At 57.8% G+C, this 22,085-nt stretch carries 21 protein-coding genes; 14 read left to right on the top strand and 7 right to left on the bottom strand.

From position 1 onward, the window contains the following. From EN994_RS01100 to EN994_RS01075, 6 genes are all read right to left on the bottom strand, one after another. Positions 1 to 547, bottom strand: a 547-nt coding sequence (locus EN994_RS01100; RefSeq protein WP_164745776.1) for an adenosine kinase, incomplete at its 3' end; no start/stop codon positions are given. Positions 548 to 647: 100 nt separating this feature from the next. Further along, positions 648 to 1,823 (bottom strand): methionine adenosyltransferase, encoded by a 1,176-nt coding sequence (gene metK, locus EN994_RS01095; protein WP_063169265.1) that lies wholly within the window; start codon positions 1,821 to 1,823, stop codon positions 648 to 650. Positions 1,824 to 1,880: 57 nt separating this feature from the next. Beyond that, complete coding sequence (glyA, locus tag EN994_RS01090) at positions 1,881 to 3,218, bottom strand: serine hydroxymethyltransferase (protein ID WP_063169266.1); 1,338 nt, start codon at positions 3,216 to 3,218, stop codon at positions 1,881 to 1,883. 37 nt (positions 3,219 to 3,255) lie between these two features. Continuing rightward, a complete protein-coding gene (locus EN994_RS01085) occupies positions 3,256 to 3,600 on the bottom strand; it encodes a helix-turn-helix domain-containing protein (RefSeq protein WP_082826567.1) in 345 nt (114 codons plus the stop codon). A gap of 1,056 nt (positions 3,601 to 4,656) precedes the next feature. Beyond that, positions 4,657 to 6,591 carry an HrpF/NolX family T3SS translocon protein gene (locus EN994_RS01080; RefSeq protein WP_024505366.1) on the bottom strand — a complete coding sequence of 645 codons (1,935 nt, stop codon included), beginning with the start codon at positions 6,589 to 6,591 and terminating at the stop codon, positions 4,657 to 4,659. A 301-nt stretch (positions 6,592 to 6,892) separates the two neighbouring features. Beyond that, complete coding sequence (locus tag EN994_RS01075) at positions 6,893 to 7,591, bottom strand: secretin N-terminal domain-containing protein (protein ID WP_024505367.1); 699 nt, start codon at positions 7,589 to 7,591, stop codon at positions 6,893 to 6,895. Positions 7,592 to 7,778: 187 nt separating this feature from the next. On the opposite strand from EN994_RS01075, the gene EN994_RS01070 reads away from it, so the two are divergent. The 12 genes from EN994_RS01070 (at position 7,779) to EN994_RS01015 (ending at position 17,329) form a co-directional block, all read left to right on the top strand. Continuing rightward, complete coding sequence (locus EN994_RS01070; RefSeq protein ID WP_024505368.1) at positions 7,779 to 8,288, top strand: nodulation protein NolB; 510 nt, start codon at positions 7,779 to 7,781, stop codon at positions 8,286 to 8,288. A gap of 9 nt (positions 8,289 to 8,297) precedes the next feature. Continuing rightward, complete coding sequence (gene sctJ, locus EN994_RS01065) at positions 8,298 to 9,161, top strand: type III secretion inner membrane ring lipoprotein SctJ (RefSeq protein WP_024505369.1); 864 nt, start codon at positions 8,298 to 8,300, stop codon at positions 9,159 to 9,161. Next, on the top strand, positions 9,154 to 9,792 hold the full coding sequence (locus EN994_RS01060) for a nodulation protein NolU (RefSeq protein ID WP_306462320.1): 639 nt from the start codon (positions 9,154 to 9,156) through the stop codon (positions 9,790 to 9,792). The genes sctJ and EN994_RS01060 overlap by 8 nt, the downstream gene beginning before the upstream one ends. Beyond that, positions 9,789 to 10,412, top strand: coding sequence for a type III secretion system stator protein SctL (gene sctL, locus EN994_RS01055; protein ID WP_024505371.1), 624 nt, complete (start codon positions 9,789 to 9,791; stop codon positions 10,410 to 10,412). The genes EN994_RS01060 and sctL overlap by 4 nt, the downstream gene beginning before the upstream one ends. After that, on the top strand, positions 10,409 to 11,767 hold the full coding sequence (gene sctN, locus EN994_RS01050) for a type III secretion system ATPase SctN (RefSeq protein ID WP_063169268.1): 1,359 nt from the start codon (positions 10,409 to 10,411) through the stop codon (positions 11,765 to 11,767). The genes sctL and sctN overlap by 4 nt, the downstream gene beginning before the upstream one ends. Further along, entirely contained in the window at positions 11,743 to 12,255 is a 513-nt protein-coding gene (locus EN994_RS01045; RefSeq protein ID WP_063169269.1) for a hypothetical protein, read from the top strand. The genes sctN and EN994_RS01045 overlap by 25 nt, the downstream gene beginning before the upstream one ends. A gap of 89 nt (positions 12,256 to 12,344) precedes the next feature. Next, positions 12,345 to 13,373, top strand: coding sequence for a type III secretion system cytoplasmic ring protein SctQ (gene sctQ / locus EN994_RS01040; RefSeq protein WP_095769044.1), 1,029 nt, complete (start codon positions 12,345 to 12,347; stop codon positions 13,371 to 13,373). Next, the gene (gene sctR / locus EN994_RS01035; protein WP_029354851.1) at positions 13,366 to 14,031 is read left to right on the top strand and encodes a type III secretion system export apparatus subunit SctR; all 666 of its coding nucleotides are present in this window, start codon (positions 13,366 to 13,368) and stop codon (positions 14,029 to 14,031) included. The genes sctQ and sctR overlap by 8 nt, the downstream gene beginning before the upstream one ends. Before the next feature lie 2 nt (positions 14,032 to 14,033). Continuing rightward, positions 14,034 to 14,309, top strand: a complete 276-nt coding sequence (locus EN994_RS01030; protein ID WP_024505375.1) for an EscS/YscS/HrcS family type III secretion system export apparatus protein — start codon at positions 14,034 to 14,036, stop codon at positions 14,307 to 14,309. A gap of 8 nt (positions 14,310 to 14,317) precedes the next feature. After that, positions 14,318 to 15,136, top strand: a complete 819-nt coding sequence (gene sctT, locus EN994_RS01025; RefSeq protein ID WP_063169270.1) for a type III secretion system export apparatus subunit SctT — start codon at positions 14,318 to 14,320, stop codon at positions 15,134 to 15,136. After that, on the top strand, positions 15,133 to 16,170 hold the full coding sequence (locus tag EN994_RS01020; RefSeq protein WP_024505377.1) for an EscU/YscU/HrcU family type III secretion system export apparatus switch protein: 1,038 nt from the start codon (positions 15,133 to 15,135) through the stop codon (positions 16,168 to 16,170). The genes sctT and EN994_RS01020 overlap by 4 nt, the downstream gene beginning before the upstream one ends. Positions 16,171 to 16,525: 355 nt before the next feature. Further along, positions 16,526 to 17,329 (top strand): hypothetical protein, encoded by an 804-nt coding sequence (locus EN994_RS01015; protein ID WP_024505378.1) that lies wholly within the window; start codon positions 16,526 to 16,528, stop codon positions 17,327 to 17,329. A gap of 525 nt (positions 17,330 to 17,854) precedes the next feature. On the opposite strand, the gene EN994_RS01010 is transcribed toward EN994_RS01015, so the two are convergent. Continuing rightward, positions 17,855 to 19,951: a hypothetical protein gene (locus EN994_RS01010; protein WP_245458917.1), complete on the bottom strand. Its 2,097-nt coding sequence runs from the start codon at positions 19,949 to 19,951 to the stop codon at positions 17,855 to 17,857. A gap of 1,366 nt (positions 19,952 to 21,317) precedes the next feature. On the opposite strand from EN994_RS01010, the gene EN994_RS01005 reads away from it, so the two are divergent. Both EN994_RS01005 and EN994_RS35860 read left to right on the top strand, forming a co-directional pair. Further along, positions 21,318 to 21,647 (top strand): hypothetical protein, encoded by a 330-nt coding sequence (locus EN994_RS01005; protein WP_081714433.1) that lies wholly within the window; start codon positions 21,318 to 21,320, stop codon positions 21,645 to 21,647. Between the two features lie 71 nt (positions 21,648 to 21,718). Continuing rightward, positions 21,719 to 21,961: a nodulation protein NopA gene (locus tag EN994_RS35860; RefSeq protein ID WP_224570034.1), complete on the top strand. Its 243-nt coding sequence runs from the start codon at positions 21,719 to 21,721 to the stop codon at positions 21,959 to 21,961. Positions 21,962 to 22,085 lie beyond the last annotated feature (124 nt).

Raw genomic sequence — 22,085 nt, 5'->3', positions numbered from 1 at the left:
CTTCTCGGCCTGCCGCGTGCGCCAGCTTCGCCGTCTGGCGGATTGCCTCCTTGGCGCGCGGCGGGTCCCACAGATAGCCTTCGAAATAGGTGACCTTGGCGCCGGACGCCTTGTCGGCTTCGACATCCTCAGGGCCAAGCTCGACGCAGGCGCCGAGATAGGTGTTCATCGAGCGCTCGCCGTCGGGCGTGACGAAGATCATCGAGCGCGCCGTCGGCGGCTCACCCTTGAGCGGCGTGGTGCCGAAGGCGACGCCCTGCGCATGGATGTCGTGGGCGTAGATTTCGCCCAGCGCATCGTTGGAGACCTTGCCGAAGAAGGCCGCGCGGCCGCCAAAGCTGGCGACGCCGGCCGCCGTGTTGCCGGCGCTGCCGCCGGACGCTTCGATCGCCGGGCCCATGCGGCTGTAGAGCAGTTCGGCGCGTTGTGTGTCGATGAGGTTCATCGCGCCCTTGATGATGCCGTTGGTCTCGAGGAATTCCTCGTCGCACTGGGCGATGATGTCGACAATGGCATTGCCGATGCAAAGCACGTCATAATCCGGCATCAAAATCTCCGCCAAAACCCGAGCCGGCTTCTTGCCACGCCGGCCGGGCGTGGTCTCGCGAGTTGAAATGGGTTGCCGCATGCGCTTGATCCAGCCGCCCTCACGCAGCTGCCGGTCCGGCTTCACGCAGCAAATCGTCAGCTTTGTCCGTCTTCTCCCAAGTGAACTCAGGCTCTTCACGCCCGAAGTGTCCGTATGTCGCCGTCTTGCGGTATATCGGCCGTAAGAGATCAAGCATCTTGATGATGCCTTTCGGTCGGAGATTGAAAACCTCGAGAACAAGGCGCTCGATCCTTTTTTCCTCGATCCTTGCGGTTCCGAAGGTATTGACCATGACAGAAACCGGACTGGCCACGCCGATCGCGTAGGCAAGCTGAACCTCGCAGACCTCCGCAAGGCCGCTGGCAACGATGTTCTTCGCGACATACCGGGCGGCATAGGCCGCCGAGCGGTCAACCTTGGATGGGTCCTTGCCCGAAAAGGCACCGCCGCCGTGACGCCCGGTCCCACCGTAGGAATCGACGATGATCTTCCGTCCTGTGAGGCCGCAGTCGCCGGCAGGCCCACCGACCACGAACCGCCCTGTTGGGTTGACCAGAAATCTGATCCCCGAAGTATCCAGGTGGGCCGGCAGGACCGGTTTTATGATCTCCTCAATGACGCCTTCGCGGACCGTGGCTTGTGAGACCGCTTCGTCATGCTGCGTTGACAGGACTATGGTATCCAGCGCCACCGGGCGGAGCCCTTCGTAGCGTACCGACACTTGAGATTTCACGTCCGGACGCAGCCAGCCAAGCTGTCCCGCTTTCCGGACCTCGGCCTGTCTTTTCGTCAAATGGTGAGCGAGTTGGATCGGCAGGGGCATCAATGTATCCGTCTCGTTGCATGCGAATCCAAACATGATGCCCTGATCCCCTGCCCCTTGCCCGAGATCCTGCCCTCGTCCTTCATCAACGCCCTGGCTTATGTCGGGCGACTGCTCGGTGAGGGCCAGAACGACGGCGCAACGTCGACCATCAAAGCCAATCGCATCATCGTCGTAGCCAATATCGAGTATCGTATCGCGGGCGACTTGGCTGTAATCGATGTGGGCATGGCTGGTGATCTCGCCAGCCACAACGACCATCCCCGTCTTCACCAACACTTCACAGGCGACGCGCGCCTTCGGATCGGTGCGCAGGACCGCATCGAGAATGGCATCGGAGATGTTGTCTGCCATCTTATCGGGGTGTCCCGCGCCGACGGATTCGGAAGAGAACACGAACTGCCTGGTCATAAAAATGCCCTCGCTTCAAGTGCTGGAGTTAGTGAGGAGTTTCTGGATTGGGGTGGCTTATCGGTCGGGGATGCCGGGAACATCGAACGCAGTGCAGAAGTCGGCAACGTCTCTTCGTACGCTCGCATGAACTTCCTGGTCATCGGGCTGGCGGCAGACCGAGTCGATGAAAGCGGCGATCTGCACCATCTCCGTTTCGCGCATGCCCATGGACGTCACCGCTGGTGTCCCTAAGCGGATGCCGCTTGTCAGCGCCGGATGCCGCCGGTCGCCCGGGACCATATTGAAATTCGCAATGATGCCTGCACGCGATAAGCGCTCCGCATAGGCTTTGCCTGACAGCGACCGGTCCCGAAGATCAAGGATCAGCATGTGATTGTCAGTGCCCCCGGTGACGAGTTCATAACCTCGCTCCAGAAGTGCCTGGGCCAGAGCCTTGGCGTTGTGGACGATCTGCTGACCGTAGACACGAAAGGACGAGTTCGCTGCTTCCTGCAAAGCGACGGCAAGCGCGGCGATAGTATTCATATGCGGTCCGCCTTGCAGAAGAGGGAACACGGCGCGGTCTATACGTTTGGCCAGATTGTGTTTGCTCTTCGGATGATGGAGGGGCTGATAACGGTCTTCATTCCTTGATAAAATGAAGCCACCCCGGGGACCGCGGATCGACTTGTGAGAGGTGCTGGTGACCACATCGCAATGGGACACGGGGTTCGGATGCACTCCTGCGACAACCAGGCCGCAGATGTGGGCGATGTCAGCCACCAGATACGAGTTCACCTCCGAAGCAATTTCGGCCATTGCCGCGTAGTCAAAAATACGCGGATAAGCAGTTCCGCCGACCCAAATTAGCTTCGGGCGTTCCCGCTTGGCGGTCTCGCGCAAGTGGTCATAGTCAATTTGCTGTGTCTTTTCGTGCAGCCTGTACGGGACGCGCTGATAATCGCTGCCGGAAAAATTGACGGACCAACCGTGAGTCAGATGGCCGCCTTCGGGTAAAGGCAAGCCCATGACTTTGTCACGGGGGCTCAAAAGCGCGCGATAGACAGCCTGGTTGGCTGGCGAGCCTGAATAAGGCTGGACGTTGGCATGTTCACTGCCAAATAGCGCTTTCAGGCGCTCGATCGCGAGGGTCTCAAGCTCATCGACGATCTCGTTTCCGGCGTAGTAGCGCGCACCGGGGTATCCCTCGGCATACTTGTTGGTGAAAATCGACCCGGTCGCTTCCAACACCGCCGAGGAGGCAAAGTTCTCGGAGGCGATCAGTTTGAGAGTTGTCCGCTCCTGACGCTCCTGTCTTAGAAGCAGTTCGTGAACGCGGGAGTCGACGGCGGCTAAGTGAGGCCGCCCGTAAGTGTCGGGCTGCGCGATGGCGCCGCCGGCGGAGTTATCCATGGTAGTCGCGCTCCATTTGGACTGATCTATTTCACGATCAAGCAGGCGGTCCCTTCAACCGCGCGTCTTGTATTGCTTCCAGGCGTTGTAGGTCTCTTTTATGATGGCCATCATCGTGGGGCAGGAGATCGACCACCAATTGAGCCAGCTCGCCATCCTTGCCTCCTGCTTGCATATGGTACGAAGACTGCGGACGTTGTTCGTTGCAGCAAAGAAAGTTGGCTCTGACCAGCCGCCGAACGTGGCGTCGAACCTGCTCGCGAGGCAGACCGGTAATATCGGCCAGCTCGCCGACGGTTAGATCCGCATGCGCGCAAAGGCCCAGGATTCGAAGGCGATCAAGATGCGCTGCCGTCCTTAGGCGATTTACCAGTGTCAACATTGGTTAGCATCAACCCGGACGGGATGCAGCAAGCCGCTAGCCCTTCTATCCCCATCAATCCGCATGAGACCTCTCTCGTCATTTGCTGTAAATCCGCTGGTATGGATGCTAATGGAAGATAGATCACAGTCCTTTCTACGACTAAGACGCCAGATATTGGGGCTAATGTACCACCTGACAGGAGACTACACTCACGAACATTATGTGAATTTTTTTTAACGTTGCTGAGAATCAAGGGGGAGGTTTGGCGAATGTCTCGCCGTCGACTGTCGAATCCTGCCCGACGGGATTATAGGGTGCGTAGCCTGCTTGTCCTTTCCACATGACCAGCGACGATGGGGCGAAGGCGGCAGACATAGCTCTGGAGCATGCTGCGGTATCTTTGGCCTGAAGCCGAGGAAGGCGGACCGTGGCTTCCGCGCCGCTGCCGGGAGCCCGCGAACAGGCCAAGTGGATCAGCCGGGTGTTGCCGTCATAGAGCGTGAGACCCAAAGCTGGCCAGCCGCGCCCTGAGGCTGACGCACCGCTCAGCGTCCACCTTGCTCTCGAAGCCCATCGGCATAGCGCCGATAACGACTTGACCGCGTGCGTGTCGACGAGCGATCGGTGAGCGCAAGGATCGAGGGTGCAGTGCAGGATAATGCTGTTTTAAATCAGCGCTGTTTTCAGCCGACTGCCTTGAGCGTGGCACGAGGATATAGGCCCAAGGCAGGAGATCATCGTCTGCTGTTCGGGAGGCCGCCCTGGGCGCGCGACAGCCGTTCCTTCGGCTGCGCCGCTCCGCCACCATCCGCGCCGTGCCTTCCGGAGACCATTCCCGCTACCGGCCGGCGCCCGTGAAAACCTCGACCCGGCGCACCGGCTCGAGATGGCTGGGCTCAGCGTAACTCTGAAGTCGTCATATACCGAAGTCTTCACAGACTTCGGACATCCCCCTCACAGTCCGATCCAGATGGCGTCAGGAACACCGCTTGCGTTGATGCGGATGAACCCCTGCTTGTGCCACAATGACCCTTATGTCAGCGCGCGAGCCAAAGCTTCCGCGCAAGGCGACGGCTAGGATAAGGCAATGCCGACGAAGGGCACATTGCTTGCCACACTCTGGAATGATGGCATGCTCGGAAGGCCTAGGCTTTGCTCAGGGCCGCCTGCAAGGCGCGCTTTGAGGTTATTCACATAGCCTTCTGCGTAGTCCTGCGCCGTCGAGACCGAAAGATCAATGCCTGCCGCCAAGGCCTCTTCCATCAGGTGCTTTACGAGCCCATTTCGAATGGCCAGCTTGACCTCGGGGCCTGCGATAAGGCCGATCGCCTGCGCGGCCATATTGAGGCCAGCTTCCTCCAGCGCTCGCTTCATATCGCCTCCGTTAATGGCCGTACGCAGGAGATTGGCTGCTTGCGACTCAGCCTCGAGAACCATCGAGGCAAGATCGGCTACTTGTCCGAGGCCCGGAATGAAGCTGAGCAGTCCCACCGCCGTTGCCGCCAAGTCGAGCACTTTCGTCTCGATTTTGAGCACGGAGTCGACGACGTGCATGACGGCCCCGCCGTTCTTTTTGGCTGACTTAATGTCAGGCTGGTCCATCAGGCCCATCTTCATGTCCGCGACGGCATTCTGCTCTTCTGCGGTTTGGGCGCCGTGGGTGATTGGCTGCTGAACGTTGCGGTTCGCAGACGACATGTTTGTGCAAAAATGGGCAAAGTCTTTTTTGCTGATATTGCCGGAATCAACCGTATGCCCGCCGCCAAAGTCGAAGAATTTATGATGGGTCTTATAGCCCGTGATCGAATTGTTCAGGAGGCCAAACAAAAGAGGATCTGAAAGGAGCTGAGAGGCTGCTTCCCGCACTTTCGGATCAAGGCTCTTGTCGTCTTTCATTTTCGCCAGTTTGTCGCGAGTCAGAACACCGCTTCCAAAGAACGTGTCCTGATGGTCCTTGATCATCTCGACCGTATTCAGCTCAGTTTGCGTGAGGCTCATCGACGATGAGGCGACTTGCAGGAAATCCTCTTTGTGCATCTTCCCTTTCGAGCCACCGCACAACTGGTTCCAAGCATCGGGGTGATCGAGGAAATATTGCGCCGCCGCAATGACCTGGGGCGGAAATTTGCCGTTTTTCGATTCGCCGCCGACCATTTTCTTGAACTCATCCAGACTCAGGTCCTTGGACAGATTTTCGGAGTACCGGTAAAACTCCCGCAAGGCATCGCTCAAGGTCATGACCGAAGGCTGCAAACCTCCGCTGCCGTCGGATGGTATGTAGTTCTGCTCGTAGCTTCGCGCTTGGGCTTCCTGAAATGCAGCAACTTGTGGGTGGTGGTTTGAAAATCCGGCCAAGTCCTTGGCGTTGATCTTGCCTCCACAGCGGCCGTCGCCCTGCGAGCCAATCGCATAAAAAAGTCCCGAATCCTGCTGCAGTCCCTGGATCGCCGCTTTCAGATCCGGTGGCGTAGAGGGATCATTGGCTTTGTCGGTCAACGACTTCCAAGTAAGCGGGCATTGGTCCTTGTGACGGTTGAGTACCGCAACAATCTGCAACTCAGCCGTGGTCAGCGACCCACCGTTCCACGTGATTCCGGGGCTCGGCCTGGGAGCCGGCTCGATCTTCGGAGTGACGCCGAGCAGATGTTGGGCTTCAGTCGCCTTGGAGCGTTGCGATTGGTCCTCCTTGAGAGCCGCCCTCATATTTGGCGGCAGCAGATCCAGTGGGTGTTGCTCCAAGCCATTCAATGTCAAGACATCCGGTGCCAGATGGCCCAAAGGGTCCTGCCGCAATTTATCCATTGTCGAATCAAGATTCGACGCTGGCAGATCCCCTTGCGCGAAAGAGCCGGGCTTGTCTGCCAGCACACAAGTGGACAGCATCGCTTCGAAGCACGATGCACTTTGCTGATGCTGGGTCGCAAAATGGGAAACTTTCAGGCCCGGCCAACCCCTTGCGGACTGTAGCGAATTTGAGCGGTAGAAAGTTGAAAGATTACTGGCCGACATTATGCATCCTCAGACGTGACGTTGAAATCCCCACAAGAGACCCCGACAGAAGATCCCTTGCGTTTCACAAAATTCGACAATTCCAAGCGTCGGCAGGTCACGAATGCGCCTGCCCTGCCTTCAATTGCTGTGTTCCGGGCCGGCTCCAAGGTTCGGTCCAACACAATGGCCGGAGTCACCGCGAGAGCTGCCGGGACTCATCATGAGCGGATTAGCTTTCGAGAAACTGACGAGTTTGCGAAGAGTTCACAAAGGGGTAGCCGCAGTCATGTTCTTCAGAGCTGCGGGAAATCCTCAATGTTCATTTCTTGCCCAGCTCAGGCTTCCCGCCAACGCTATCCTGTTGTGGGATGTCAGAAGAATAAGAAGCATCCGGTCGTCCGTCGCGAACGACCGTAGTGGAGGAGCCGCGAAACAAGATCAGCACTGATTCCTTTGGCGTTGCCGCTATGTGAGTCTGCGCCTGCGCCTGCGCCACCAAGCCGTTAAAGGTCTGCTCCACGAGTGCGACGAAGCGCGGTGGACCGGAAACGAAGACGAGGCCATTGCCTGGCACGGGTTTGACCACATAGCGCTCGTCGGAGATATCAAGCTTGTCGAGAGCCCCCTTGAACGCATCGAAGCGAATCGACGTCATCAAAAGCATTCGAGTTTGCGATTCTTGTGCAGCAGACACATAGAGCACAAGGCCGTCATAGTACCATTGTAGACCGTAAAGGTTCGTCAAGCGGTCGAGGAACGCGCGCGGTGGCAAATCAGGCATACGTCCGCGAATTCGCCCCTTCACCGCAGGACTGATGTTGACCCTGATATTCAGGTTGTTGCCGAATTCCTGCAACGCTGCAGCGAGCTCCTGATCCAGAACCGTGTATCTATAGGGTGTCGCCGGAAGGGACAGCGGGACTGCATGCGCCGGGTGAATCCCGGTGGACAGAAAAAACCCGGCACAAAGAAGTCTCAAAACATGCAGGGTGACGGGTTGGATAAGCGTTCTCGGCATGTCGCACTGATAAACCAAACGCTGAAATCATCACAAGTGACTAAATTGCCGAAGAGATTTTAGATTGTCGAAATGACGCCGCCGTTAGTCAGCTTGTTGTCAGCTTGCCCCCCTAGGAGTGTTGCGCCGACACCGGGTGATGAATGGGCGGGGCTCGCCCGGTCAGAGAGAGCAACCGAGTCCTTACATGATGATGCCTGTCACGTCGATCTCTGCCACTCTAACGGCTGGCCTCCCCAGGGTCGGATCACCGTCGATTGTCGAGCAGGCCCAGTTTGAGCGCGCCTTAGGGCATGCAGCCGACTCGCTGAAAAACGATGCCGCCGCGGGGCCAGCGAGTGCGGCGCCAGTTGCTGCGGCGATGGATGTTCAGCGCGCGGCTGCGCCGACGAGCGGCATGGGCGATCGCGTGTTGCAGACGATTTCCTCCCTATATCCACACAACACTGTTTCCTTCCCCGCGCTCGACCATGACATAGCCCTTTCGAAGGGCGCTCTACCGGGACCGGCGCAGAAGCTTCCCGTTCCAGGTGAGGCGGGAACCGGAATCTCGGGCATTCCCCAACAAGGGCAAGACTTCGAAACGATGATGGCTGGTCTTCGGGATGTTTACAACGGCGTCACCCAGGTGGCGCTTATCTCCAAAGGCGTCAGCGGCGTCACATCATCCGTGAATAAACTTTTGAAGGAAGGCTGAACCGCGCGCATGATTGGCTTGGCCGAGGGCGAAATCATGCGTGGCCTGTCAGGGTGGCGGTCGGTTAGACTTGTCATGCTGCCAGTTCTCGTCGCCCTCACTGCTTGCAAAGCCGACCTCTACACGCAATTGCAAGAGCGTGAGGCAAATGAAATGCTCGCACTTCTTGAAGACAACGGGGTCGCCGCGATCCGGGTGGTCGCCAAGGATGGAACCAGCACGATCCAGGTTGACGAAAAGCTGCTCGCCTTCTCAATCAACCTTCTGAACGCCAAGGGGCTGCCGCGCCAATCCTTCAAGAACCTCGGTGAGATATTCCAAGGATCAGGCCTGATTGCCTCGCCGACCGAAGAGCGTGCCCGTTACGTGTATGCCCTGAGCGAAGAGTTGTCGCGGACGATCAGCGATATCGATGGCGTTTTTTCTGTACGTGTTCACGTCGTGCTGCCGCATAACGACCTTGTGCGAGCCGGTGCCACGCCATCCTCGGCCTCGGTGTTTATCAGGCACGACGCAAAAACAAATGTCGCGGCTCTGCTGCCAAAGATAAAGATGCTTGTAGCCGACAGCATCGAAGGCCTGTCCTACGATAAGGTGGAAGTGGTTTTGGTGCCGGTAGAACGTTCCGCACACGAGCAACGGCCCGATCCGACTGCTGTTTTGCCACAAGCATCACTACCTCTTCCTGCGCCACTTCTGGCGACCGTAACAGGTTTTGCCGCAGCCGTATTCGCCGTGGCCTGTTATCTCTTGATCGGCGTTGTTACGCGTCGGCGCAAGCAATCAACCGGCGTTTCCAAGGTCGAGGGGCGCCGGGATGCTTCTGCTGTCGAGGCCATTCGCAAAAGAATGCCTGCAATTGGACGTGGGTGACATCTCATTGCCAATGCCTATACAGACCGCCCGACCTGATGGTCCGCACTTTCCGGGCGCGAGCGAGCTTGCGGCTTCGGCCCATCCAACCCGTCTTGCGGCGCGTCTTGATCCAGCGTTATCGGCCGAAACGTTAGTGAAGTTGCAGAAGTGTTCCAGACTGCATCCAAGGCTGGCAGAATTGCTGGGCAACGATGACGTGGATCTGAACCACATCGGCTGCAGGCCGGACCTTCTACGCGGGCATGATCCATATCGAGCGACCCTTCTTGCTGGTAGTATCTGGCATGCCCGTTCGCTGGTCGCGTTTGTCTCTCAGCCTGAGCTTGCCATCCTTGTTAAACGCATCGGCGTGGATGCACACGCATTCGGAATCCGACACCTGCTGCATGCTGTTGACAAAAGACTGATCTCGGACCCAGAAAAACTCGCTCAGCAAATCGAATACGATGGACACGCATGTCTTGGAGCTTGGCTCCAGGACAGTTCAGCGACCGAGCGTAACCGCGTGCTTCTTCGATTGCCCGAGGGGACTGCCGCGGAGACTCCAGCACATGAGCATTGGACCGCCGCCGGCCAATTGCTTTCACTTGTAGTAGCTCATTTTGAGACAGAGACCCCGGTGAAATGACAGTCGAACTTTCCGAGGGGCCAATAGCGCCGCAGATGCGTCCAGTCGGACCACTGATACCCGCGAGCGAGCTCGAAACCTGGCACAGCGCCGCGCAAGCCCTTGCCGCGGCAGAACGGCATCGGCAGCGCGTTCGAAACTGGGCACGCGCGGTTTACCAGCGGGCGTGGGCGCGCGGCCACATGGAGGGCTCGAATGCAGGCACCGAGGAGATGGCAGGGTTGATTGCGGAGACAATCTCCGAAATCGCGCGACGAAAGGCGGCTCTGGAGCAGGAATTGCCGCAGCTCGTGATGGAAATATTGAGCGATCTTATCGGCGCTTTCGATCCGGGCGAGCTATTGGTGAGGGCTGTTCGTCACGCCATAGAGTGTCAATACAGCGGCGCCGACGTTTGCCTTCATGTTTCTCCCATGCAAGTCGACATGCTTGCACGAGAGTTTGCTCGATGCGACGGCCAGGATGGTCGACCAAGGGTGCGGATCGAGCCCGACCCGACATTGTCGCCGCAACGCTGCGTGCTGTGGAGCGAGTACGGCAATGTTGACCTTGGACTTGACGCCCAGATGCGCGCGCTGCGCCTTGGTTTCGGGACGCTCTGTGAGAAAGGCGAGCTATGAGAAAGCCCGTCCCAGAACATAACGCTGACGCCCACACTCGAGCTCTCGTTCCAGCAATCTCGTCTTTGAGGGCTGCGGCCAAGCGAATTGACACGCGTGCGGTGCGCGGTCGGATCACGCGGGCTATCGGCACACTGGTTCATGCCGTCTTGCCAGACACTCGTATTGGGGAACTTTGCCTCCTAGAGGACCCGCGAACCGGGCTGTCGCTCGAGGCCGAGGTGATCGGCCTGTCGGGTGATGGTGTATTGCTGACACCGATCGGGGACTTGGTGGGCCTATCCAGCCGCGCAGAGGTCGTGGCCACTGGCCGAATGCGTGAGGTGCCCGTCGGCGGCGATTTGCTCGGTCGCGTGATCGACAGTCGTTGCCGCCCATTGGACGGCAAAGGCGAAATCAAGACCGTCGAAACTCGGCCCCTGCATGGCAGAGCCCCCAATCCGATGACGAGGCGCATGATTGAGCGGCCATTCCCGCTTGGGGTCCGTGTCCTCGATGGTCTGCTGACGTGCGGCGAGGGCCAGCGGATCGGGATTTATGGCGAGCCAGGTGGTGGCAAGTCGACGCTGTTGTCACAGATCGTAAAGGGTGCCGCCGCTGACGTCGTCATAGTGGCGCTCATAGGCGAACGTGGACGGGAAGTTCGTGAATTCATCGAAAGGAATCTTGGTGAAGAGGGCCTTCTCCGTACGGTCGTCGTGGTTGAAACATCCGACCGCTCGGCGGTAGAGCGTGCGCAATGCGCTCCAATGGCGACTGCGCTCGCGGAATATTTCCGCGATCAAGGCCTACGCGTTGCTCTCATGCTGGATTCGCTGACGCGCTTCTGCCGCGCTATGCGCGAAATAGGCCTTGCTGCGGGTGAGCCGCCGACGCGACGGGGCTTTCCTCCTTCCGTTTTTGGCATGCTGCCAGGCCTGCTCGAGCGCGCCGGCATGGGTGAGCGGGGCTCAATCACGGCCTTCTATACGGTGCTTGTAGAGGGTGATGGCACGGGTGATCCAATCGCCGAGGAATCGCGTGGTATTCTCGATGGCCATGTCATCCTCTCACGCGCTATTGCGGCGCGATCGCATTTCCCCGCTATTGATGTGCTGCAGAGTCGCAGCCGCGTCATGGATGCAGTCGTTTCGGGGACACATCGCAAGGCAGCATCCATTTTCCGCGAGCTCCTGTCGCGCTATGCCGAGACCGAGTTCTTGATCAATGTTGGCGAATACAAGCCAGGTGGAGATCCCCTGACTGACCGGGCTGTCGCGTCAATCGACGAACTGAGGGAGTTTCTGCGCCAGAGCGAAGATGACGCGTCAGATTTCGAGGAGACGGTCGCATGGATGTCGCGTCTGACCGCGTAAACTGGATTCAGTCTTCGAGTATACGGCTTCTGAAGGAAATGCAAGAGCGTCGTGCCCTTGGCGAGCTGTCCAAGAAGGAAGCCCAGCGCGATGTGGCCGCCTCAGCCGTACAAAATGCCTCTAGGGAGCTTGCAATGATACAGCAACATTGTTCAAGAAAAGAAGCAGCGCTCTATCAGCATCTGATGTCACTCGACAACTTGTCTAGCGCAGCGCTCGACCGTCACCGCCTTCACACTGAACAACTTGCCGCTGAGATCAATTCCAGACGGCAGATGCTTGATGATACCCAAATCGCTCAAGAGGAGGCTGAGATGGCGGCGTCCAGGACGAGGGAGCTATGGGTCATATGTTCGGCGGCAAGGGACAAATGGCAACAAATCGAGGACGACGTGCGGCGCGCCGTCGAGACTCATTCGGAGGCCGCAGCCGAGATCGAGGCCGACGATGAGATACTGCTGAAATATGCGAGGGGGTCGCTTGCCTAAATGCCGCGCAACCGGATCCGACGGTCGCAAGAGGTCGTCCGAATGACACGACCGTGCAGTCTTTGATAGGCGCTGCGGTCACACCCGCCATGTTCGAACCAGTTCTGAAACTGTCCCACACGGTTGTCTCGTGGCTCAATGATACAGCAGCGCCGCGCACGCCGTTTCAAAGCCGGATCAACGAGGTGCCGCTATCGGTGCGAACGGCAGGGCTTGTCTGGCAGCAGGAACCTGCTGCCATTCCGATGCTTGACTGCGTCTGGAGAGTGGGAGCCGAAACGGTCATCTTGTCACTGTCGCGCCCGCTCGTAGAGGAGTTCATCACGACAGTGCAGAACGGCTTGGCCTTCCCTTCCGAGCCAACTGCTTCGCTAATTCTCGAACTCGCTCTGGAGCCGCTTGTCACTCGACTGGAGGAGACGACGCGTCTGAACGTGCAACTCGTGCGGGTATGCGAAGCCACGATGCTGGCTCCTCATCTTGAACTCGACATCATTTTCGGCGCGGTCAAGGGCAAGGGCCGTCTATTCCTGTTCACGCCACTTGACGGCTTAGTACCGCCTGCGTTTCGCGCGCTAGGCGAACTGCTTGCCCAGTTGCCGCGGCAGCTGGGCGGGCTGCCTCCAGAGCTCCCGCTCATTGTTGCAGGAGAGGTCGGCACGCTTCGCCTTCCTGCGGCGCTTCTTCGAAGCGCATGTGTCGGTGATGCATTGTTGCCCGATATTGCGCCGTTCGGCCGCGGCCAGATCACCCTAGCTGTCGGCCAGTTGTGCGCCGAGGCGGATCTTGACGGCGATGAATTAATCTTGCGGGGGCCTTTCCGCCCGCGACCGTGTCCTTTGGAGAGTGCGCATATGACACAACCCGGATCGCAACTGGAGCTTACTAAGGATCTCGACGATGTCGAGATCGTGCTTGTCTTTGAATGCGGCCGCTGGCCTATTTCTCTTGGGGAATTAAGAAGTGCCGGCGAAGGGCATATTTTTGAACTTGGATGGCCGATCGACGGCCCGGTCGACATAGTGGCCAATGGTCAGCGTATCGGGCGTGGCGACATTGTCCGCATCGGAGAAGAGCTGGGCATCAGGCTCCGTGGCGGGTTTGCATGCAATGAGTGAAGCTCAGCCGACAATCCTGGCGCTTCTTGCGGTTACCGCCGGACTCGGTCTGCTGGTTTTAGCAGTTGCCACGACAACGGCCTTTGTAAAGGTATCAATTGTTCTTTTCCTCGTCCGCAATGCGCTCGGGACCCAGACCATACCACCCAATGTGGTGCTGTACGCCGCGGCGATGATCCTCACTATGTTCGTTAGTGCGCCCGTTGCTGAGCAGACCTATGACCGCATGTCGGATCCCAAGCTCCACTATCAGACATTCGACGACTGGGTAAGCGCCGCTAAAGCCGGAAGTGAGCCCTTGCGCGAGCATCTCAAGAAATTCACAAATGAAGAGCAGCGGCGATTTTTCCTATCTTCGACAGAAAAGGTCTGGCCAGAGGAAATGCACGCTGCAGCCACGCCTGATGACTTTGCAATACTTGTACCATCTTTCTTGCTATCAGAATTGAAGCGCGGATTTGAGATAGGATTTCTACTTTATCTGCCTTTTATTGTTATAGATCTGATAGTGACAACTATCTTGATGGCAATGGGTATGTCGATGGTCTCACCAACTGTTATATCTGTTCCGTTCAAGATCTTCTTGTTTGTTGCCATTGATGGTTGGTCAAAATTGATGCATGGGCTTGTGCTGAGTTATACGTTACCGGGAGGCTGATCATCACTGAATCCAGCATCATTACTCTTATGAGCCAATCACTGGTGGTTTTCATGATCTGGATTCTACCGCCGCTCATTGCATCAGTGGTTGTCGGCCTCGTCATCGGCATCCTCCAGGCGGCGACGCAGATCCAGGATGAAAGCTTGCCGCTCACCGTGAAGCTTCTGGTCGTTGTCGCGGTGATTGGGCTGTTTGCTCCTGTGCTAAGCGCCCCGCTCATAGAGCTAGCCGATCAGATCTTCACCGAGTTTCCCGCAATGACACTTAGCTACTAGTCCGCCCCATGGACGCGCCATCGGCCGATATTCAAATTCTGATCCAGACGGCTTTCGAACTCGTCGTTGCGGCAGGTCTTGGGGCAGCCCGCGCGATGGGCATCATGCTGATCTTTCCCGTATTCACACGCTCGCAGATCAGTGGGCTGATCCGGGGCTGTTTGGCTGTTGGCTTCGCACTACCATGCCTGGCACACGTCAGCGGCGGATTGCCGGCGCTGGATCCTGATACGCGCCTGATCCAGCTAACCCTGCTCGGATTCAAGGAAGTTTTTGTCGGTGTACTCCTTGGCACTTTTCTTGGCATTCCGCTTTGGGGCCTTCAGGCTGCCGGGGAGCTTATCGACAACCAACGCGGCATCAGCAGCCCGACCGCTTCGGCCGATCCCGCGACGAACAGTCAGGCTTCCGCGATGGGCGTTTTTCTGGGGATCACTGCGATTGCCATATTCGTCGGATCAGGAGGCCTGGAAACTTTGATCAGTGTCCTGTACCGCAGCTACTTGATCTGGCCGGTGTATCAGTTTCACCCGACACTGAGCGGGCCAGGAGCAATGGAGTTGTTGGGGCTTCTCGACAGCATAATGCGCACGGCATTATTGGTTTCGGGGCCTGTCGTGTTCTTCCTGATACTGATTGATATATCGATGATGCTGCTGCGTCGCTTTGCCCCGCAATTTAAGGCGAGCCAACTGTCTCCGGCAATCAAGAACATTGTCTTTCCAGTTCTCATGGTCACCTACGCTGCCTATCTGGTGGAGAGCATGAAACTGGAGGTCACACGTGCCAACGGCGTGCTGGAGTGGTTCGACAAATTGCTGCCATGAGCGACACAAGTGAAGAGAAGACACACGCCGCCAGCCCGAAGAAGTTAAGTGAAGCGCGCAAAAAAGGACAGCTGCCACGTAGCTCCGATTTCGTCCGCGCGGTCGGGACTTGCGCTGGGCTCGGCTACCTTTGGCTAAGAGGCAGCGTGATCGAGGACAAATGCCGGGAAGCGCTCCTATTAGCCACCAAGTTGCAGAGCCTACCTTTCGATACCGCGGTGCCGCAGGCATTGGTTGTGCTCGTCCAACTCACAGTCGCGGCTGTTGGCCCGCTGCTTGGAACCCTTGTCGCCGCGGTGATTTTGGCCAGCCTGCTAGCCAATGGTGGATTTGTCTTCTCTCTGGAGCCGATGAAGCTCAGCTTTAAGAAAATTGACCCCTTTGAAGGGCTGAAGCGCTTGGGGTCTGCTCGTTCCATGGTCGAAGTCTGCAAGACCATGTTCAAGGTATTGGTTCTCAGCGCAACCTTTTCCATTGTCCTTCTCGGGATGTGGAAGACAATGGTCCCTCTGCCGATCTGCGGCATGGGCTGTGTTGGCCTCATCTTTATGGAGACAAAATTGCTGATGGGAATTGGCGCCGGCGCACTGCTGGTCGGCGGACTGATCGATCTTCTGCTCCAGCGCGCGTTGTATCTGCGCGAAATGCGCATGACCAATACCGAAGTGACGCGCGAGTCGAAGGATCAGCAAGGAGCGCCAGAGTTGAAAGGTGAACAGCGTCGCATCCGCGAGGAGGCGGCCGACGAGCCTGCGCTTGGCGTGCATCGCGCCACGCTGGTCTTAACAGGAAGGGCGGTCCTGATCGGTCTGCGTTACGTTCGCGGTGAAACCGGGGTGCCGTTCTTAGTTTGCCGTGCCGAAGGTGAGCGCGTTTCACATGTGTTGAGCGAGGCGCGGGCACTACGCCTGACGATCGTCCATGACCATGTCTTAGCGCGTCAGCTGATAGGCACTACAAAACTCGGCCACGCGGTTCCTATGCAATATTTCCAGCCTGTCGCGAAAGCATTCTTTGCCGCAGGCTTGGCCTAGTCATGGAAGTCCACGACTGCCCAGTTCAAAACTGACCTGGCTCCATGCTAGTGGCAAATGTCGGCTGGCCATCCGTGCCCCAGTGTCTCTGTCAGGCCAACCGCGCAACCGCGGGCCTGGGGCAATCACTCCCCTCGGATCTGCCACCCAGCAACTACGGCAAGTCCTCCGGGCATGACCTTGCAGCCTCTGCTGGCCGGTGCGTGGCGCAGTCCGAGGTTTTGAGGCCGGCAGTGCGGATTTGATTGGTGCAGCCGTTGGAATGCCCTCGTCAGCTAGTCGTCAACTAAGCGCCCTATGTTGAACAGCCGTGCTAACTTGAGCTCGGTTGCGAAACATAGGAGTACGAATCGTCATGTATGGTCGAATTGGTGGCTCATCCGATAGTTACCGCGCGCATAATGCCGGCGAGCAATCGGATGCAGGAAGCGAAGGGTTCGCGGACACATTTGCCCGAATGCACTTATCCGGATCGGAAGGTAGCGGCGCCTCATCATCGGCGGCTCCCCAAGCATACTCCCTCAATTCCCGACCTCCTGTGGTGGAGATCAACAGGACTTCCTTCAGGAGACAGGTGAGGCAATTTCATGGTGATGAAATCACGCACATCGCCGACAATCCTCAAGAGTATTCGGAGTTCGTATCGTCACGAGCCAGGCGCACCGCGGACGTTGCTCAGCAATATGGCATCCGTCGAGATACGGAGCACGCGCGATATTTCAGTTACCAATTGGGAGACCGGAGTGCCGGACTGCTGAGAATGGAAGGCGGATTCAGCATGAACGAGTTCGAATCGGAAAGTTGGCGGGAACAATTTCCTGGTCGAACTGAGGTCACTTCCATAGTGGATCTTCAAGTCGCCCATCCGCTCGTCGAAAATGCGGGCGATATTCTGCTGGAGCATCAACTTCGGATAGACGGCGACCGACCGTTGCTGAATTGGCGTGCGGCTAATCCGGAAGCACAAGCGCGCGCGCAGACGATGGGGTTTGTTGAAGTGGATCATGGCGACCTGGTGCTTGACCCTACGCAGCATCCCGACAAATGGACGAAGAACAGTGCCGGTGAGTGGCAGCGTGCAGGCAAACCTCCACTCTATCTCCACAAAACCGAGGATAGCGACAGCAGCGATAGCGGGTCCGACGACGATTTCATGTGATTTGTCGACCCGCCGCCGAGCCTTGCAACTGGTGACGGTTGCAAGGCTGTTGGCAGTGAATGCTAATTGTCCGGCGACAGCCCCGCCTTAGCGCCAGCGCCGCCGAGCAATCCAGCCCATCTCCCAGACAATAAACTGCGGATGCGCATCGTGGGTGCTTGCGAGCGGATTGTATTCGGGCCGGAACTCCGCCTCTTGGAACCGAGCTCTCCCGAATCCAATTTTCTCCACCACACCGTTGGGTCGTTGCGATGCGCCGATCCCGATCGGATCGGCTATGCCTGCTCCGCGCTCGCAGGAAGACCTTCCGCCTCGATCTTGGCGGCGCGATCTCGGCGATAAGTTGGATGGGAGGCAAGATACGCCGCCACGTCAACAGCCGGTAACGCGACATCGCAAATCGGCCCTGACGGTAGCCGATCGACTCCAATCGCCGGACCGCAACTCGCGCAGCGGCATTCGCGGTTTGGCCAGGAGAAATGCTCGCTGACTCACAGCGTGGCCGGCCGCATTCTGAGTGCCCTGTCATGCAGCCTGCGCCGACGGGAGCTCGGCACGCGAATGGCGTGGTTGGCGGCCAAGCCCTGAGGTCAACAAGGACTTACAGAAAGCGGGGGTGAGTTTGCCGCGATGAATTATGACCTTCTCGCGACCGGACCTAGCATCGGCTTCCTCTCGCTCTCGATTGTAGCCGCGCTGTTCGTTGGATTTAACGTGGCAAGCGGTGAATTCGGAATCAGCCAGCCCTTCCAAGTTTCTGGCCATGACGGGGCGACTCGTGTGGATGTGCACCCACATCGGGCTCGGCATCGCACCATTGACCAGCATCTTGGGCTGCAGCTTCATCTCAAACAGCTTTCCTGGCTCGCCACGCAGCGCGACCGGTGCCTCCGGCGGCATCAATTCGTCGGCATTGCACAAATGTTCCAGGTATTTTTGCGCCGGAAATGCGTAGGTCTTCATGCAATCAGTCGTAATGCCGGCTTTTCCTTCATTCAATGCGTTGGCCTGTCCCAGCACCATGTTCAGCAACCCTTTGAGCTGGTCTGTGCGTTCGTGCACTTTGGGTAGCTGGGTGGAGGTGAGTAGCAGGCGTACATTACGCCCCTGCAACCCGGCGAGACAGGTTTGCATCTCAATGGCCTGGGCTCGCAGGTACTGGGCCACATCGTCCACGACCTTACCGGCCTCCTCAGGCTTCATCTGGCGCACTTGGGAGACGACGCTTTGCTGACCGGCCAGATCGAACTGCAAAAGTTCGTCCAATCGTTTGAGCCGCTCCGTCAATACCTCCATTGACAACGCGGCGCCCCCGATTGTCGAGCCTGCCCCCGACGAACTCGCAGCCACCTCTTGCGCTCTCACCTGTGTACTCGCAACTTGATCCGAGCGCGCGAGAACCTTGGCTGCTGGCACTGTGCCGGCGTTCGCAGCGACTGGTGTTGATGGCTGCCCGGCGGCAGAAGTCCCGGCGCGAGCTGCCGACTTATGCTTTGACTTCCCTTTCCTTCGCGCTGTAGTGCCTTCTGACACTGCAGCCGTACCAGCAGTGTCAGCCGGTATCGCAGCGCCTGCCCTGGCCGGCATCGCAGCGCCCGCCTGGGCCTGTGGCGCCATGATGGCTGACGGCGGAGACTGCAGGTTCAACAAGTGCATGGCATCGTGCGCAGTGATCCATGCATCGTCCACGATCCGTTCGAACAGTTTCAATGGGAGGCCGGCATCTGGGTAGGTATGGCTTAGCTTGGTATGCACCTCGTGCAACGCCAATCCAAAATCCGAAAGCCGCTCCATGATTTTTTCTACAACCGCGCAATCATGAGCGTTGAGTGTTTTGCCATCATCCATTATGCCCTTCGCCAAAGAGAGGGCGCGAAGAGCTTCTTGAGCGGCGCTTGCCATCAGCTGCACCACTCCATTTCGACCGACGAGGAGTTCCTTCAAATCTGGCTCGAACCTGCTCGCCCGCAGTTCAATCTTGGCCCGCGCAAGACCGATCCGCTCACGGACCAGCCAGATCCTGACACTCAGTACCGAGCCGGCACGCAGCCGCAGTGCGCACCGCTCGGCTTCCCGCATCACGGGCGTTCCACTGGATAGGCTAGCGGTGGCAGCGCAGGCGGATCGCTGCCGTTCGGAGCGCCATGCCTTTTTTTCCCACCACTTAATTGCCGCCGTATGGTGGTTCTCCACATTTAAAATCAACAGCTCCTGCCGGTCCGCCTGGGAGTAGGAGTAGAGTTTATCGACCATACCTGCCGCTTTCTTGGTCTTTTTGTCCAATTTCGTGATCGTCGACAGGCCAAGTTTGTCTACTTCATTCGCGGCGTCGCACACGATCTGGCAACATCTACGCACCTTGTCGTCTGGCATAATTGTCTGCGCCTCAGCCGCAGGCAGGCTAGCGCGGTACTCCAGAATTGCTGAGGCTGCATCGACGACCCCACTGATCAGCTCCACCGCCTCCTCGGGGACGTCGGTTTTCCTGGCCGCAGCCTCGCAATCAGTCAGTTGTTGAACAAGACTGTTCATTCTGAGCTGTGTCGGACTGATATCTTTATTTGACGATGAGCTGGTGCCTTCCACCTGCGCGGTTGATAGTTGGCTACCGACCGGCGCCATGGCTTCGCCCTCAGACATGGAGGGAGAACCGCGCCGCCTTGCGGCTGCGCCACGTGGCGCTACGGTTCCGCGTGGTGGCGCAGCGGCTCCACGTGGCGGTGTGTTCAGGATTTGATCTTCGCCAATCGAGGCGCCTGGCAGACTTTCGCGGGCATCGCCTGGACCGCGCGCAACTGGAAGGGAGGAGGGCCTCCTATCGGCGTCCCCAGAGCGCATCTGCTCCACAACGGAATCGAATGACTGTCCACCTTCTCCCGCAGCAAGACTTGATTGCGAAAGGGAACTGCTCGCCCGCCCCGCGCGGCTGGCTCCAGTTTCAGCCTGCGATTTCCGTGGTCGGCCAATGCCCTTCATATTGCGTCTCCGTAGTAGGCGAGAATGTGCTGCTATTGTGCTGGCGGCTGACGAGACCAGCGGCATCTTTCGGTTAACGTCACGGTCAGCCAGACCCGCGACGGCGTAATGTTCCCGCCAAAGTGCTTCTCAGTAGCAGGCCAAGATTGGCCCGAGCTCACAGGACTTTCGCAACGTTGCCATCGATGTCCTGAGATTATCAGCGCTTCAGTCCGCCGATTTCCAGGAACAGCGAATGAAATCAGACCAACTCGGCTAGCTCCCCTTCCTAGACACGTGCCTGACGATTTTATTGATGCGTCACTCCTCTCGTTCGCCACCGACAAAGTCACACATTTGCTTCAGAGAAGCGTGTGCGTTGCGTATCACGCGGACCATTTCGATCTATAGTTACAAAAAGTGTCGAGACGGGACCTTTGGATCCGAAGGTCAGGCACGGCCGGCCTAGATAGACCGCTTGGCTGACGATTAGCTGACGATGGGAGTTCTCACGAACAGGGCAAGAAAATCCGACCGCTTCAAGCTTTCGATATGGTGAGAAGAGGATCCGCACCGGCCTCCCAAAGCCGGCAGACCATCCCATGTTCGTACGGTCGCCGACCTTCTCGAAGCCAATGAGCTCACCGCGCCGGGCCGTGATGTGCAGGCGAGAGAATGGTGATGCAAAGACCGAGTTCCTGCTCGTTGCGTGCGCCCGTGGAGCCAGCAAGAATACGGTCATTGCGGTCATGCAGCACGTGGACCGTGTCTCCTGTTCGACACCACAGCATCGAGGATGCAAACGAGCTGCTGCGGCTGCCATTCGGTCGCGGCATGCGTGGACGGCGGGATTGGCCGAACAGCCGAGATCGTGGTCGACTGTTCGATGCGAGAGCAACATCCTGCAGAGCATACGTTTTTGCGCTGGCCGGTTTTTGTCAAAAGCCGTCAGGTTCTCGAAAGCTCCCGCCCTTAGCTTGATCGAGGCTAACCTTTAACACGTCGCCGCCAATGGCAAATGCCGGAGTACCTGATGATAGCAGCAATTGGGAGTGGAGTTGGCAACCTCGGGACTTCCTTGATCCGAAAGGGCCATGGGGATTCGAAATCCGAGCATTCTGGTGATGGCAAGCCGGCTGATGGCAATGATGGCAAGCCAGCTGGTGGGAATGATGGCAAGGCAGCTGGCGGGAACGATCGGGCGGATAACCGGACCGTTTCAAATGATCAACTTCAAGACAACTCACAGTCTGCAGCACAAAGTGAAGCCTTCCAAAGTATCCTGCGATCGTTCGCGTTCCAATTCGCGAACGATGCGATGGCTGAGGCCGATGAAGCTTTGGATGACACAGAAGATGCCTGACGCGGGAAATCCGGCGTGAGGTCATACAGGCCGTTATTGACGGCACAACTCCAACAGAAAAAGGAATGATCATGGCTGCAGTTGATAATAATAAAAAATCAGGCAATACCAATACCAGTAGCGCCGGCAATACCGATAAAACTAACAGTGGCACTCCCGGCAATACAAGCGGAGCTGATGCTACTGCTTTTCAGGCGCAAGTGCAGGAACTAACCAATGTTAGCTTGGAGGCGACGAAAAGGAGTGTCCAGTTGCGCACTCTAACGACCAATCTCCAGACCATCAAGAAGGCCGCCGACGAACGCGTTTCGTAATGTCGGAAGCGGGTTTTAGACTGCCCCCTAGCGCGTCTCCTTATTGACGCGACGTAGTCCCGAAATGAGCCGCATGGCAATTGCCATGCGGCTTCTATCCTGTTTGAGAGATGCTCTGTGGATG

The sequence above is a fragment of the Mesorhizobium sp. M7A.F.Ca.CA.002.09.1.1 genome, from assembly GCF_003998555.1.
In the GTDB taxonomy this organism is placed as follows: Bacteria; Pseudomonadota; Alphaproteobacteria; order Rhizobiales; family Rhizobiaceae; genus Mesorhizobium; species Mesorhizobium ciceri.
Note: the sequence above shows the minus strand (reverse complement) of the source record. Positions and strands in the feature narration are given on the sequence as shown.